The sequence below is a fragment of the Ruegeria sp. BG5 genome, assembly GCF_056538425.1.
The window spans coordinates 1,250,899-1,264,376 of sequence record NZ_JBQFTC010000001.1 but is presented as its reverse complement, the minus strand read 5'-3'; the positions used below and the strand labels follow the sequence as shown (position 1 = coordinate 1,264,376).

Genomic DNA, 13,478 nt, shown 5'->3' with positions numbered 1-13,478 from the left:
AACCCCCTTAGGTATGCGCCGATTTACCCTGTAGGAGAGTTGCGCCATGGCCCAGAACGCCCCGTCCAAGCCCACCGCATGTCTGGCATTGGCCGACGGAACGCTGTTTTACGGCACAGGCTTCGGCGCAACCGGCCAGACAGTGGCCGAGCTGTGCTTTAACACCGCCATGACCGGGTATCAGGAAATCATGACAGACCCCTCTTATGCCGGGCAGATCGTCACCTTCACCTTCCCCCATATCGGCAATGTGGGCGTGAACCCCGAAGATGACGAAACCGGTGATCCGGTGGCTGCGGGCATGGTGGTCAAATGGGACCCGACCGAGCCGTCGAACTGGCGCTCGGCCGAAGAGTTGAAAACATGGCTGGAACGTCGCGGTCGTATCGCGATTGGCGGCATCGATACCCGCCGCCTGACCCGCGCCATCCGTCAACAAGGCGCGCCGCATGTGGCGCTGGCGCATGACCCCGAAGGCAATTTCGATATTGCCGCGCTGGTTGCCGCTGCGCGTGGCTTTGCCGGGTTGGAAGGCATGGATCTGGCCAAGGACGTCACCTGTGCCCAAAGCTACCGCTGGGATGAGATGCGGTGGGCCTGGCCCGAGGGGTATGCGCCACAGAAGGCACCCCAACACAAGGTCGTGGCGCTGGACTATGGTGCGAAACGCAACATCTTGCGCTGCCTCGCCTCGGCTGGTTGCGATGTGACCGTGCTGCCCGCCACCGCGACTGCAGCCGAAGTTCTGGCGCACGAGCCTGACGGCGTGTTCCTGTCCAATGGTCCCGGCGACCCGGCGGCAACCGGCGAATATGCCGTGCCGATGATCAAAGAGATCCTGAACAGCACCGAACTGCCCGTCTTTGGCATCTGCCTCGGCCACCAGATGCTGGCGCTGGCGCTGGGTGGTCAGACCATCAAGATGAACCACGGCCACCACGGTGCAAACCACCCGGTGAAAGATCTGGAAACCGGCAAGGTCGAGATCACCTCGATGAACCACGGTTTCGCTGTCGATGCCGAGACCCTGCCCGACGGTGTGGTCGAGACCCATCGCTCGCTGTTTGACGGCTCGAACTGCGGTATCCGCATGACGGACCGACCGGTCTATTCGGTGCAGTACCACCCCGAGGCCTCGCCCGGCCCACAGGACAGCTTCTACCTGTTCGAACGCTTCGCAGCCGCCATGGCGGACAGAAAAGCGCAGGCGTAACTGGCGCAAAGCCCGGGGTTAACCCGCTGTTAACCTAGATTGATCAACCCTGACGGCAGGTCACTGCGTCAGGGTTTTTTAATGGTTGAATTGAATCTTCAGGATTTTACCACTGCCGCCCCGATCCCCCCTCAAGGGCAACGCAAACCGTTGGGCACCTGCCTGATCGAACAAGGTGCGATTTCGTGGGAGCAGTTGGACCAGGCGCTGCATCTGCAATCCCAGCAAAAGGCCCCGCTGGGCGAAATTCTGGTTGGCGAAGGCTGGGTCAGCCGCGCGGATGTCCTGACCGCCCTGTCCGTGCAAAGCGGATGGCAAATCGCCGATCTGGACAAGATCCCGCCCGCACCCGGCCTGTGCGATTTCAAGCCGGTTGAATTCTGGCTGGCCCATAACGTCATACCATGGATGCGCGTCGGCCCGCTGCTGTTGGTTGCCACTGCACGCCCTGATCGCTTCCCGACCGTCACTGCAGAAATGCAGGACTGCCCCTACGCCGTCCTTCCGGTTCTGGCCGCACCGGATCAGATTGATCGCGCGATTGCCCGTCAATTCTCGCAGGTTCTGGCCCAAGCCGCCGAGACCCGTGTGGATGAGGCGCAAAGCTGCCGCACCTGGACTCCCCGGTCGCGCATTGGCCCTGCGGTTCTGGTTCTGGGGCTAATGGCGTTTTTTGCGGCCCTTCCCCAGCTTGGGCTTGCCGCCCTGCTGATCGCAGCCGTCGCAACCCTGATCCTGTTCATGACCTTGCGGATATCAGGCGCGCTGGCATTTGCGCTGGGAGAAATCAAACCATCCAAAACCGATCCCGGTTGCACGCCCGTTTCGCTACGACAGCCTTGTGTGTCGATCATGGTGCCCCTGTATAAAGAGCGTGAGATCGCAGGCGCCCTGATCAAACGTCTGCAACGGCTGACCTATCCCAAAGCCCTTCTGGACGTGATTTTGGTGCTGGAGGAACGCGATGACGTCACCCGCGAGACCGTCGAGAAAGCCGACCTGCCAAGCTGGATTCGCACCGTCGAGGTGCCCGCACTGAACGGGCTGACAACCAAGCCGCGTGCGATGAACTATGCGCTGGATTTCTGCCGGGGCGATATTCTGGGGGTCTGGGATGCCGAGGATGCGCCCGAACCAGATCAGATTGAGCGGGTGGTGCATCATTTCACTCAGGCCCCGCCGGATGTGGTCTGTCTGCAAGGTATGCTGGATTACTACAACCCGCGCACCAACTGGCGTTCGCGCTGCTTCACCATCGAATACAACTCTTGGTTTCGGGTGATCCTGCAGGGCATCGCGCGCCTTGGGCTGGTCGTTCCATTGGGCGGAACCACCTTTTTCTTTCGCCGTGACAAGCTGATAGAACTGGGCGGATGGGACGCGCATAACGTCACCGAGGACGCCGATCTGGGCGTCCGTCTCAGCCGCGCGGGATACCGGACCGAGATGGTCGAGACCACCACCTATGAAGAGGCCAACTTTCGCTCATGGCCTTGGGTGAAACAACGCTCGCGTTGGCTGAAAGGGTTCATGGTCACCTATCTGGTGCATATGCGGAACCCGGTAGGCCTGTATCGCGAACTGGGAGCGCTCAGGTTCGCGGGGGTGCAGGCGTTCTTTCTGGGCACGCTGGGTCAGTTCCTGCTGGCCCCGATCCTGTGGATGTTCTGGCTGTCCGCGCTGCAACTGCCCAACCCGATGCAAACCCTGCTGACGGCACCGGTGATGACCACGCTGCTCTGGCTGTTTCTGGCGGCTGAGCTGATCAATATGGCCGTCGCCATGCTGGCCGTGTCCGCCCGGGAACGTCGGCATCTTTTGCCGTTTGTGCCGACGATGTGCTTTTATTTCCCGCTGGGCGTCCTCGCCGCATATAAGGCGTTGTGGGAGCTCGCAATCTGCCCGTTCTTTTGGGACAAAACCCAGCATGGGCAGGCCGAAGAGGACCTGCCGCAAGCCTGAAGGTTAAGACTCGCGCCGCACCGCGTCCTGCTTGAGACGGGTCATGAAGGCGATCGAGATATGGTCCTTCAGCGCCCGCCCGGCTGCTTCTTCGTCACGTGCAGCGATGGCTTCGACGATCCCCTTATGCTCGCTCTGCGCAATTTCACTGCGCCCCTGCGCCGCCAGCGACGTGGTCGCCATCAGGGCCATGGTGCGATGCACCAGATCCAATTGCTGAACCAGATAACGGTTGTGCGAGGCCAGATGGATCTGCTCATGAAACCGCCGGTTCGCCCGTGACAAGGCCGAGGGATCATCGACCAGTGCATCATCCTCTGCCACCATTTCCTGCAGCACGCGGATCTCTTCCTCGGTCGCGTGTTTGGCGGCCAGACGTGCGGCCAACCCCTCAAGCTCGCGCCGCACGACATACAGTTCGGCCATCTGGTTGTGGTCCAAAGACGCCACAATCAGCGACCGCCCGTCCCGCTCCAGCAGCGACTGCGTCTCCAGCCGCTGCAACGCCTCGCGGATGGGGGTGCGCGAGACGCCGAACCGCTCGGCCAGTTCGCTTTCGACCAGACGGTCACCGGGTTTGTAGACGCCCACATCGATGGCTTCGAGAATCAGGCTGTAAGCGTCCTTGTTGGACTGTCGGGATTGGGGCATGGGGTGTTGTCTCTCCTCGTTCGGCCATGTCTATCCGTGTCCGGGGGCCGCAATCAAGTGTAGCATTGAAAACCCAGCCTTCGCGCCCTACACCGACATCATGGTCAAACCTGCCTTTAGCCACGTCACCCAATGGGTGTTCGATCTGGACAACACCCTTTATCCGCCGCACATGCGCCTGTTCGACCAGATCGAGGTGCTGATGACCGATTACGTCGTGCAGGCCATCGGCGTGGACCGGGCCGAGGCCGACCGCCTGCGCAGCCACTATTGGCGCGAATACGGTACAACTCTGGCCGGGCTGATGGCCGAACATGATCTAGACCCCGACCCCTATCTGCACGCGGTCCATCAGGTCGACATGAGCCATATGGACCCCGATGCCGAGCTTGCCGCCCATATCCGCGCCCTGCCCGGTCGGCGCATCGTCTACACCAACGGCAGCGCCCCCTATGCGGAACGGGTGCTTGAGGCGCGCGGGCTGACGGGTCTGTTTGATGCCATCTATGGTGTCGAACATGCAGGCTATCGCCCCAAGCCGGAAAAAGCGGCCTTTCAGGCGATCTTTTCGCAAGATGGTATTCAGACCGAAAAGGCCGCCATGTTCGAGGACGATCCCCGCAATCTGGCCGCGCCGCATGAGATGGGAATGCGCACGGTTCACGTCGCGCCGGACCCGCATGAGGCCGATCATATCCACCACCATACGGATGACCTAACGGCATTCCTGGCCCGCCTGCGGTAGGCTGTCACACTGCGACGATCTGCATATTCTGCAGCTGCACAATCATCCATATATGCCCGTCTGCGACGAACAGAACGGAGACCCCAATGAGCGCGACCCTGATGCCGCAGCGCCTGCCGATTTGGCAACGCCTGCTTTATGCAATCCCCTTGTTTGGCTGGATGGCCCGCGACGTGGCCGATGGCGAGCCCGAGGATTTAGGCTATACGGCCGCCGCGATCTTCAGCATGTGGGGCTGTTCTGCCCTGCTGTTCGGCCTGCCCGGTCTCTACATCCCCGCCGTGATGATGGTGCCGGTGATGTTTCTGATCCTGATCCTGATTTCACGCGGATAAGACACGGGACAGGATGTCACTTGGCGCAGGCGCGGGAACCGCACTAGGGTCTGCCGGGAACGGAGACAAGTGCCATGACTGACAGCTGTGAGATCCTGATTTCCGGCGGCGGAATCGCTGGCCTGACCGCCGCCGCCGCCTTTGGAACCGCCGGGTTCAACGTGATCTGCGTTGATCCGACCCCGCCGATCACTGAACGCGACGTCGATGGGTCGGACCTGCGGACCACCGCCTTCCTGCAACCTTCTCGTGGGTTGCTGGACCAATGTGGATTGTGGGCCCGGCTTGATGCCCATGCGGCCCCGCTGCAAGTGATGCGCATCGTCGATGCGGGCGGAGACGTCCCCGAACCGCGCGTTGTGCGCGATTTCAACGCCTCGGACGTTTCGGAACAGCCCTTTGGCTGGAACCTGCCCAACTGGCTGCTGCGTCGCGAAATGGTGGCGCGGCTGGCCGAACTGCCCAATGTCGATTTCCGCCCCGGCACTGGCACCGTCAGCCTGTTCACCCGCACCGCCGAGGCGCGGGTTGGGCTAAGCGACGGCAGCCGCATCCGGTGCAAACTGGTCATCGCCGCCGATGGGCGAAACTCTACGATGCGCGAGGCTGCCGGAATTCCCGTCCACACTACGCGCTATGGTCAGAAAGCGCTGGCTTTTGCGGTAACGCATCCAATTGCCCATGAAAACGTTTCGACCGAGATCCACCGGTCTGGCGGGCCGTTCACGCTGGTACCGCTGCCCGACTGGCAGGGTCAGCCCTCATCCGCCATCGTGTGGATGGAACGCGGCCCGCGCGCGGTGGAGTTGCTGAACCTCGACACCGAGGCCTTCGAGGCCGCGATGACGGAGCGGTCCTGCGGGTTGTTCGGGCCGCTGAAACTGGCCTCGCGCCGGACGATCTGGCCGATCATCAGCCAATCGGCCGCGCGCCTGTCGGGCGAACGCATCGCCCTGATGGCCGAGGCCGCGCATGTGGTGCCGCCCATTGGCGCGCAGGGTCTGAACATGTCCTTGGGCGATCTGCGATCCCTTCTGGACCTGGCACAAGCCCGGCCTGATGGCTTGGGCGATGCGCAAATGCTGGATGCCTACCACAAAGCCCGCCATGCCGAGATCGAGCTGCGGGTGAAAGGCATCGACCTGTTGAACCGCACCTCGATGCTTGAGGCGCGGCCGCTGCGCGATGCCCGCGCCTTGGGGCTGAACGCGCTCTACTCCATGGGACCGGTGCGCAAGACGCTGATGCAGATGGGCCTCGGCGTGCGTTAGGTGGTAGGGCGGGCTTCAGCCCGCCACCCGGTCACAGAACCTGATCCAGCACCCGTTTCAGACGCGCGATTGTGCCGTCCACATCATACAGTTTGTCGAGGCCGAACAGCCCGAGGCGGAACGTGCTGAACCCGGCAGGTTCATCACATTGCAACGGCACGCCAGCGGCGATCTGCATCCCCAAAGCGGCGAATTTCTTGCCATTCTGAACCTCGGGATCAGCCGTATAGCTGACCACAACGCCCGGCGCGCCAAAACCATCTGCGGCCACCGAGACAACGCCCATGTCCTTCAGCATCGCGCGTACGCCATTGCCCAAAGCCCATTGCGCGTCGCGCAATTTCTCGAACCCGTATTCCTGCGTCTCAAGCATCGTGTCGCGAAACGCCGTCAGGGCATCGGTCGGCATGGTCGCGTGATAGGCATGGCCGCCGTTCTCATAGGCCTGCATGATCTGACGCCATTTCTTCAGATCGACCGCAAAACTGTCGGACTCGGTTTCCTGCAACCGCGCTTCGGCCCGCTCAGACAGCATGACGAGGCCCGCGCAGGGCGACGCGCTCCACCCCTTTTGCGGGGCCGAGATCAACACGTCCACGCCGGTCGCCTTCATATCAACCCAGGCGCAGCCTGATGCGATGCAATCCAGAACCATCAACGCACCAACCTCATGCGCGGCAGCTGCCATGGCGGTTACATAATCGTCAGGCAGGGTCACGCCCGCCGCAGTCTCGACATGGGGTGCGAAGACCACGTTGGGGCGCTGCTCGTGAATGGCAGCAACCACATCTTCAATCGGAGCGGGCGCAAAGGGGGACGGGCTGGTATTACCTGTTTCCCGCGCTTTCAGAACGGTAACCGATCCGGTCAGCGCGCCGCTTTCGATGATCTGGCTCCAGCGATAGGAGAACCACCCATTGCGCACCACCAGAACGTTGGCACCACGCGCGAACTGACGGGCCACGGCCTCCATCCCGTAAGTTCCGCCGCCGGGAATGATGGCAACACCGTCGGCATTATAGACCTCGCGCAGCATGCTCGAGACATCGCGCATAACCTGTTGAAACTTGGCCGACATATGGTTCAAAGAGCGGTCGGTAAAGACAACCGAGAACTCTTCAAGACCATCCCGGTCCACGGTTTCCAGCAATGCAGGCATTCAGTTTCCTTTCCAGAAGTCGTTCCCCAAAGCCAGGCCCAATTGCCCTGTCTGATTCCGGCGTACACTGCCACGAAAGTGACCCTACGTCACGAAAAACAAAACCGAAATATTTAGACCAACTAGTTCGAAAACATCAAAAATGACGCCAATTAGAGTCACCTCCCCTTTACACTTCTACTTGCTTCTGAACAGATGCATACACTTTATGCTTGAAGGGAAATTTCAACCCGTGACTCACCAAAAGCGGATCAGCTTCCAGGTCGTTCGTGACGAAGTGAAACGACGGATCGAAAGCCGTGTGTGGCCACAAGGCTCGCTTTTGCCGACGGAAACGCAGCTGGCCGAAGAATTCAACTGCGCGCGGGCCACCGTGAACCGCGCGCTGCGGGAACTGGCCGACCAGGGCTTTGTCGAGCGCAAGCGCAAAAGTGGAACGCGGGTCAAGAAAGAGCCCAGTAAACACGCCAGGCTGGAACTGTCGCTGGCCCGGCAGATGATTGAAAACCAGAACGCCGCATACCGCTATGCACTGGTCGAGCGTAATGTTGTGCCCAGCCCCGGTTGGCTGGCCTCGCAACTCAGCGTTTCGCCCGAGGCCCGTGTGCTGCACGTGATCTGCATGCACTATGCCGACAACCGCCCCTTTCAGCTTGAGGAACGGTGGATCAACATCGCAGCCGTTCCCGAGGTGGAAGAGGCCGATCTGAGCGCGCACGGCCCCCACGAATGGCTGCTGAACGCTGCCCCCTTCACCGAGGCCGAGGTCGCCTTTTGCGCGATTTCCGCTGACAGTCGTCTGGCCGAGTTCATGGGCACCACCGCCGGAACCTCGATGATCCAGATGGAGCGGACGACGTGGAAGGATGAAAACCCGATCACCTTCGCCCGCATGACCCACCATCCCGGCTATTGCGTTCGCACGAAATACTAGGCGCGATCAGCCTATCGGACCGGGCAGGCGTTCTTCGCTCAGCAAGACATTGGCCTCGACATCCCCCGCGCCGGGCAACGTCATGATCCGTCGGCGCAGGACCCGTTCGAAATCGGACAGGTCACGCGCCACTACGCGCAGACGGTAGTCATACAGCCCCAGCACATGCTCGACGGTCTGCACTTCGGGAATGGCGCTGACAGCGCGTTCGAAGTCTTCCAGACTGACCTGTCCCTTGCGCGCCAGCTTCACGCCCAGAAAGACAGTGACGCCAAAGCCCAATGCCTCGGCATTCAGGCGCAGACGGCGGCCTTTGATGACCCCCGCCTCTTCCAGCCTGCGGATCCGCCGCCATGTGGCGGGTTGCGACAGCCCCAGCCTGCGCCCCAACGCACCGGCGCTTTGCGTTGCATCCTGCCGCAAGGCCCGCAGGATCTTTCGGTCTGTTTCGTCCAGCTCGATCATACCGGCAGCACCTCATCCCGCTTGACCCGCGCGATATGCATCAGCGCTTCGATATCGGCGATATGCGGCAAGGTCAGAATGCGGTCACGATAGAGTTGCTGGTAATGCGCCATGTCCTTCGCCAGAACCGACAGCCGCACATCCACGCGGCCCAGAAAGGTCTGTATCTCGATCACTTCGGGCACCTCGCGCGCCGCAGCGGTGAATTCGTCAAACGCGCGCACCTGCGTCTTGTCCAACGTGACCCGCAGCGACACCTCGACCGCATAACCCAGCGCAACCCAGTCGATCACCGCCTCCTGCCCCTCGATGATACCGGCGGCCTGCATCTTTTCTATACGACGCCAGCAAACGCCTTGCGTAATCCGGCACCGCTCGGCCAGTTCGGCGTTGGACAGGCTGGGATCAGCCTGAAAATGACGCAGAATACGTCTGTCGAGGTCATCAAGCATAGATTTCTCATCATTCGGCTAAATGAAGAATAGTTCTTCATCTTTTTTACAAATACTCAACTTCAATACGCTCGCCAATCGCAAAACACCCGGGTAAAAGCGCAGCAATCGAAACAGAAAGGACCGGCAAAATGCGCGTCTATTACGATCGCGATTGCGACATCAACCTGATCAAAGACAAAAAAGTGGCCATTCTGGGCTATGGTTCGCAAGGTCACGCCCACGCGCTGAACCTGCGCGACTCGGGCGCCAAGAATCTGGTCGTCGCTCTGCGCGAAGGCTCTGCCTCGGCCAGGAAAGCCGAAGCCGAAGGTTTGCAGGTCATGGGCATCGCCGAAGCGGCGGCCTGGTGCGACGTCATCATGTTCACCATGCCCGACGAACTGCAGGCCGAGACCTACAAGAAATACGTACATGACAACATCAAGCCCGGCTCCGCCATCGCGTTCGCCCACGGCCTGAACGTCCACTTTGGCCTGATCGAGCCGAAAGAAGGCGTTGACGTCATCATGATGGCCCCCAAAGGCCCCGGCCACACCGTGCGTGGCGAATACGTCAAAGGCGGCGGCGTGCCCTGCCTTGTCGCCGTTGACACCGACGCAACCGGCAAAGCGCTGGAAATCGGCCTGTCCTACTGCTCGGCCATCGGCGGCGGTCGCTCGGGCATCATCGAGACCAACTTCCGCGAAGAGTGCGAAACCGACCTGTTCGGTGAGCAGGCCGTTCTGTGCGGCGGTCTGGTTGAACTGATCCGCTGCGGTTTTGAAACCCTGGTCGAAGCAGGCTATGCGCCCGAGATGGCCTATTTCGAGTGTCTGCACGAGGTGAAGCTGATCGTCGACTTGATCTACGAAGGCGGCATCGCCAACATGGATTACTCGATCTCGAACACTGCCGAGTACGGCCAGTACGTCACCGGCCCGCGCATCCTGCCCTACGAGCAGACCAAGAAAGCGATGAAAGAGGTTCTGAACGACATCCAGCAGGGCAAGTTTGTCCGCGACTTCATGCTGGAAAATCAGGTCGGCCAGCCGACCCTGAAAGCCTCGCGTCGCGCCAATGACGAGCATCTGATCGAAGAAACCGGCGCCAAGCTGCGCGGCATGATGCCGTGGATTTCGGCTGGCAAACTGGTCGATCAAGAAAAGAACTAAGTCTGATATCCATCAGCACTGGGGCGGCCTTTAACGGGCCGCCCTTTTCTATGCAGCGCATGCTGTCGCGAAGCACTCGCCCAACACAAAATCCCAGCCCGAATCGTAACCGCCTCGCTTGTCCGCGGCGGCTTCGGCCCAGACCTCCCACCCGGAATGGGTCAAGGTCACTTGAGTTTGGTTCGCACCGACCCTTTCAAACGCGACATCAACCCGCGTGGGGTTGTCCTTGTTGGTGCCCGGATGCCAGGTGAAGGCCAGGCGGTGCCCCTCTTCATATTCCAACACCGTGCCCCAATCGGCCCTTTCGCCGTCATACATCGTTTCGAACAGTGCTCCACCAACCCAAGGCTCGATCGTGACGGCCAGCGCCGGTTGTCCTGTGGATGCGGACACCGCGTGACCATCCAGCGGCCACCAGCTTGCGATGCGATGCACAAAGACCTCAAAGGCGCGATCCGGCGCGGCGTTCACAACCACGGTTTTGACGATTGGATCAGTCATGTATCTCGCCCTTCCCGGTTTATCTCAGCTGCAAAACTGTCCAGCACATCCGACCAGTATTGATCCAGCCAGGCGCGCATTTCTGCCAAGCCGTCAGGCCGGGCAAAGTAAATCCGGCGCGTCCCTTCCGACCGGCACCCAACCAATCCCGCATCCGACAGAACCTTCAGATGCTGCGACACCGCCGGGCGGCTGACAGGTAGCGTGTCAGCCAGAGCCCCGACCGCGCAGGGCCGGGCTGCAACTGCTTCGAACACTTTCCGACGAGTCGGGTCGCCCAGAGCGGCAAATGCATCTTGGTAAGTCATTACTTACGGTAAGTAAAAACTAACGCTTTGTCAATTTCGGGCACGTGACATCGGCAAAATCAAAGGATATGGGGGGTTTATGGTGCAAGAACCCGATTACCGCGACTGGAGCGGCGTCCTGACACTCGGCCTCATATGGGGTGGCACGTTCATGGTCGTGGCCATGGCGCTGGAAGGCTATGGGCCCGTCACAGTGGCAACGGCGCGCACAACGCTGGGTGCGGTCACCCTGCTGGGCCTGATGGCAATCACTGGTCGCAGGATACCCGGACCGGACCGCGCCCTGTGGGGCGCAATCGTCATCATCGGGCTGTTGTCGACCGCAATTCCGTTCATGATGCTTAGTTGGGGCCAGCAATACGTGCCCTCGGCCTTCGCAGGCCTGTCCATGGCGGCGATCCCGCTGATGGTGCTGCCGCTGGCGCATTTCTTTTCCGACGAGCCAATGAATGCGCGCCGCATTTTCGGGGTCTCTCTCGGCTTTGCCGGGGCTCTGGTTCTGATCGGCCCCGGCTTGACCCAGATCGGCCAGGGGTTCGAGCCATTGGCGCAACTCGCCTGTATCGGAGCCGCGCTGTGTTACTCGGTGGCCTCGATCTTCACCCGCCGTTGCCCGCCCATTGACCCTGTCACGCTGGCCGCGCTGACGCTGGTCGTCGGCGCAGTGTGCCTGGTGCCGCTGATGCTGGTGACCGAAGGCCTCCCAAGATGGGAAGGCACGCGCCCGGGCCTTGCAATCATTATCCTGGGCCTGTTGCCCACCGCCTTTGCCACGCTTCTGCGCGTATCGATCATTCGCAGCGCAGGGTCGGTCTTTCTGACGCTGGTCAATTATCAGGTGCCGATCTGGTCGATGGTGTTTGGCGCGTGGATCTTGTCCGAGGCCCTGCCCCTGCGTTTCTTCATCGCCCTGGCCATGATTCTGACCGGGCTGGCCATCAGCCAATGGTTCAGCCTGCGAAAACTGCTGACCGGGCGCTAGCCTGTTGCGGCTTCAACCTCGGAGACAATGCTGTCGACGACCTGAGACAAAAGCGCGTCATCCTCACACTCGGCCATCACCCGGATCAACGGTTCCGTGCCGGACTTACGGATCAGCAAGCGGCCCTGCCCGTTCAGGCGCGCCTCGGCATCGGCAATGGCAGCTTTGACGCTTTGCGCTTCAAGCGGCATTTGCCCCTCGCCATAGCGGACATTCTTCAACAACTGCGGCACGGTCTCGAATTGCTGTGCCAGATCCGAAGCTGATCGCCCGGACAGAACCATCTCGGCCAGAAAGTGCAACCCGGCCATCAGGCCGTCACCGGTGGTGGCGTAGTCGCTCATGACGATATGGCCGGATTGCTCACCACCCAGATTGAACCCGCCTTCACGCATCCGCTCGACCACATAGCGATCGCCGACGGCCGTGCGCTCCAGCCGCAGGCCTTGGGATTGAAGGTGACGCTCCAGACCCAGATTGGACATCACTGTGGCCACCAGCGCGTCACCTTTCAACTGACCGGATGCAGCCCAAGCCGAGGCCAGCAAGGCCATCAGCTGATCGCCATCAGCCACCTCACCGTTTTCGTCAATTACAACAACGCGATCGGCATCCCCGTCCAGACAGACGCCCACATGTGCGCCATGCGCCACGACTGTTTCGGCGGCAAGCTGAGGCTTGGTCGATCCGCAATTTAGGTTGATGTTCTTGCCGTTCGGCGCGACACCGACCGGGATGACCTCGGCGCCCAGTTCCCACAACACCTCGGGCGCGGTGCGGTGTGCCGCGCCGTTGGCGCAGTCTATCACGACTTTCAGGCCATCCAGCTTCACATCGCGCGGCAGTGAGGACTTGATCCGCTCGCCATAACGGAAACGCGCATCGTCCACGCGGCGCGCGCGTCCGATATTCTGAGCTTGCGCGGGTTTAACGCCTTCCTCGATCAGCCGTTCGATTTCCAACTCGGCCTGATCGGACAGTTTAAACCCATCGGGCCCAAAGAACTTGATGCCGTTATCTTCCGCCGGGTTATGACTGGCCGAGATCATCACGCCCAGATCGGCGCGCATGGATTGGGTCATCAGCCCAACGGCAGGCGTCGGTACCGGCCCCAGCAGCAGCACGTTCATCCCCGTCGAGGTCAAACCAGCAGTCAGCGCGTTTTCCAGCATATAGCCCGACAAGCGCGTGTCCTTACCGATCACCACACGGTGCACGCCCGAGGCATCGCGACGGAAATACCGCCCCACGGCGGCCCCGATGCGCAAGGCCATTTCCGCTGTCATCGGATGTGTATTGGCTGTGCCCCGCACACCGTCAGTTCCGAACAGCTTGCGCATCTT

Annotated in this window: 15 protein-coding genes; 8 read left to right on the top strand and 7 right to left on the bottom strand. The window is 61.0% G+C overall.

What is annotated here, in order from left to right; genetic code table 11:
* Positions 1–46: 46 nt before the first annotated feature.
* Both carA and ACR0KX_RS05800 read left to right on the top strand, forming a co-directional pair.
* Complete coding sequence (gene carA, locus ACR0KX_RS05805) at positions 47–1,213, top strand: glutamine-hydrolyzing carbamoyl-phosphate synthase small subunit (protein ID WP_170517926.1); 1,167 nt, start codon at positions 47–49, stop codon at positions 1,211–1,213.
* 81 nt (positions 1,214–1,294) lie between these two features.
* Positions 1,295–3,175 (top strand): glycosyltransferase, encoded by a 1,881-nt coding sequence (locus ACR0KX_RS05800; RefSeq protein WP_170621617.1) that lies wholly within the window; start codon positions 1,295–1,297, stop codon positions 3,173–3,175.
* 3 nt (positions 3,176–3,178) lie between these two features.
* Here ACR0KX_RS05800 and ACR0KX_RS05795 read toward each other — a convergent pair whose 3' ends face one another.
* Entirely contained in the window at positions 3,179–3,826 is a 648-nt protein-coding gene (locus ACR0KX_RS05795) for a GntR family transcriptional regulator (RefSeq protein WP_170451424.1), read from the bottom strand.
* Between the two features lie 100 nt (positions 3,827–3,926).
* Between ACR0KX_RS05795 and ACR0KX_RS05790 the strand changes: the two genes are divergently transcribed.
* From ACR0KX_RS05790 to ACR0KX_RS05780, 3 genes are all read left to right on the top strand, one after another.
* A complete protein-coding gene (locus ACR0KX_RS05790; RefSeq protein ID WP_170451426.1) occupies positions 3,927–4,571 on the top strand; it encodes a pyrimidine 5'-nucleotidase in 645 nt (214 codons plus the stop codon).
* An 86-nt stretch (positions 4,572–4,657) separates the two neighbouring features.
* Positions 4,658–4,906 (top strand): hypothetical protein, encoded by a 249-nt coding sequence (locus tag ACR0KX_RS05785; protein WP_170451428.1) that lies wholly within the window; start codon positions 4,658–4,660, stop codon positions 4,904–4,906.
* 74 nt (positions 4,907–4,980) lie between these two features.
* On the top strand, positions 4,981–6,177 hold the full coding sequence (locus ACR0KX_RS05780) for a UbiH/UbiF family hydroxylase (RefSeq protein WP_170621616.1): 1,197 nt from the start codon (positions 4,981–4,983) through the stop codon (positions 6,175–6,177).
* Positions 6,178–6,208: 31 nt separating this feature from the next.
* Here ACR0KX_RS05780 and ACR0KX_RS05775 read toward each other — a convergent pair whose 3' ends face one another.
* Positions 6,209–7,336: an aminotransferase class V-fold PLP-dependent enzyme gene (locus tag ACR0KX_RS05775; protein WP_480708044.1), complete on the bottom strand. Its 1,128-nt coding sequence runs from the start codon at positions 7,334–7,336 to the stop codon at positions 6,209–6,211.
* Between the two features lie 232 nt (positions 7,337–7,568).
* Here ACR0KX_RS05775 and ACR0KX_RS05770 point away from each other — a divergent pair, with 232 nt between their 5' ends.
* Positions 7,569–8,270 (top strand): GntR family transcriptional regulator, encoded by a 702-nt coding sequence (locus ACR0KX_RS05770; protein ID WP_480708042.1) that lies wholly within the window; start codon positions 7,569–7,571, stop codon positions 8,268–8,270.
* A 6-nt stretch (positions 8,271–8,276) separates the two neighbouring features.
* Here ACR0KX_RS05770 and ACR0KX_RS05765 read toward each other — a convergent pair whose 3' ends face one another.
* Positions 8,277–8,735, bottom strand: coding sequence for an Lrp/AsnC family transcriptional regulator (locus tag ACR0KX_RS05765; protein WP_170451435.1), 459 nt, complete (start codon positions 8,733–8,735; stop codon positions 8,277–8,279).
* A complete protein-coding gene (locus ACR0KX_RS05760; protein WP_480708040.1) occupies positions 8,732–9,187 on the bottom strand; it encodes an Lrp/AsnC family transcriptional regulator in 456 nt (151 codons plus the stop codon). Before ACR0KX_RS05760 ends, ACR0KX_RS05765 begins: the two co-directional genes overlap by 4 nt.
* Positions 9,188–9,318: 131 nt before the next feature.
* Here ACR0KX_RS05760 and ilvC point away from each other — a divergent pair, with 131 nt between their 5' ends.
* Complete coding sequence (ilvC, locus tag ACR0KX_RS05755) at positions 9,319–10,341, top strand: ketol-acid reductoisomerase (protein WP_480708038.1); 1,023 nt, start codon at positions 9,319–9,321, stop codon at positions 10,339–10,341.
* 48 nt (positions 10,342–10,389) lie between these two features.
* Here ilvC and ACR0KX_RS05750 read toward each other — a convergent pair whose 3' ends face one another.
* Positions 10,390–10,845 carry an SRPBCC family protein gene (locus ACR0KX_RS05750; protein WP_480708036.1) on the bottom strand — a complete coding sequence of 152 codons (456 nt, stop codon included), beginning with the start codon at positions 10,843–10,845 and terminating at the stop codon, positions 10,390–10,392.
* Entirely contained in the window at positions 10,842–11,153 is a 312-nt protein-coding gene (locus ACR0KX_RS05745; protein WP_480708035.1) for an ArsR/SmtB family transcription factor, read from the bottom strand. The genes ACR0KX_RS05750 and ACR0KX_RS05745 overlap by 4 nt, the downstream gene beginning before the upstream one ends.
* Before the next feature lie 79 nt (positions 11,154–11,232).
* On the opposite strand from ACR0KX_RS05745, the gene ACR0KX_RS05740 reads away from it, so the two are divergent.
* A complete protein-coding gene (locus tag ACR0KX_RS05740) occupies positions 11,233–12,135 on the top strand; it encodes a DMT family transporter (protein ID WP_480708033.1) in 903 nt (300 codons plus the stop codon).
* Here ACR0KX_RS05740 and glmM read toward each other — a convergent pair.
* Complete coding sequence (gene glmM, locus ACR0KX_RS05735; RefSeq protein ID WP_480708031.1) at positions 12,132–13,475, bottom strand: phosphoglucosamine mutase; 1,344 nt, start codon at positions 13,473–13,475, stop codon at positions 12,132–12,134. The two genes, ACR0KX_RS05740 and glmM, sit on opposite strands and share 4 nt — an antisense overlap.
* Positions 13,476–13,478: the final 3 nt, after the last annotated feature.

What these genes read in the sequence shown, in the direction of transcription:
- ilvC (WP_480708038.1), top strand. Translation starts at nt 9,319, where the DNA reads ATGCGCGTCTATTACGATCGCGATTGCGACATCAACCTGATCAAAGAC.
- ACR0KX_RS05800 (WP_170621617.1), top strand. Translation starts at nt 1,295, where the DNA reads ATGGTTGAATTGAATCTTCAGGATTTTACCACTGCCGCCCCGATCCCC.
- glmM (WP_480708031.1), bottom strand. Translation starts at nt 13,475, where the DNA reads ATGCGCAAGCTGTTCGGAACTGACGGTGTGCGGGGCACAGCCAATACA.
- ACR0KX_RS05740 (WP_480708033.1), top strand. Translation starts at nt 11,233, where the DNA reads ATGGTGCAAGAACCCGATTACCGCGACTGGAGCGGCGTCCTGACACTC.
- ACR0KX_RS05795 (WP_170451424.1), bottom strand. Translation starts at nt 3,826, where the DNA reads ATGCCCCAATCCCGACAGTCCAACAAGGACGCTTACAGCCTGATTCTC.
- ACR0KX_RS05745 (WP_480708035.1), bottom strand. Translation starts at nt 11,153, where the DNA reads ATGACTTACCAAGATGCATTTGCCGCTCTGGGCGACCCGACTCGTCGG.
- carA (WP_170517926.1), top strand. Translation starts at nt 47, where the DNA reads ATGGCCCAGAACGCCCCGTCCAAGCCCACCGCATGTCTGGCATTGGCC.
- ACR0KX_RS05775 (WP_480708044.1), bottom strand. Translation starts at nt 7,336, where the DNA reads ATGCCTGCATTGCTGGAAACCGTGGACCGGGATGGTCTTGAAGAGTTC.
- ACR0KX_RS05790 (WP_170451426.1), top strand. Translation starts at nt 3,927, where the DNA reads ATGGTCAAACCTGCCTTTAGCCACGTCACCCAATGGGTGTTCGATCTG.
- ACR0KX_RS05780 (WP_170621616.1), top strand. Translation starts at nt 4,981, where the DNA reads ATGACTGACAGCTGTGAGATCCTGATTTCCGGCGGCGGAATCGCTGGC.
- ACR0KX_RS05750 (WP_480708036.1), bottom strand. Translation starts at nt 10,845, where the DNA reads ATGACTGATCCAATCGTCAAAACCGTGGTTGTGAACGCCGCGCCGGAT.
- ACR0KX_RS05785 (WP_170451428.1), top strand. Translation starts at nt 4,658, where the DNA reads ATGAGCGCGACCCTGATGCCGCAGCGCCTGCCGATTTGGCAACGCCTG.
- ACR0KX_RS05765 (WP_170451435.1), bottom strand. Translation starts at nt 8,735, where the DNA reads ATGATCGAGCTGGACGAAACAGACCGAAAGATCCTGCGGGCCTTGCGG.
- ACR0KX_RS05760 (WP_480708040.1), bottom strand. Translation starts at nt 9,187, where the DNA reads ATGCTTGATGACCTCGACAGACGTATTCTGCGTCATTTTCAGGCTGAT.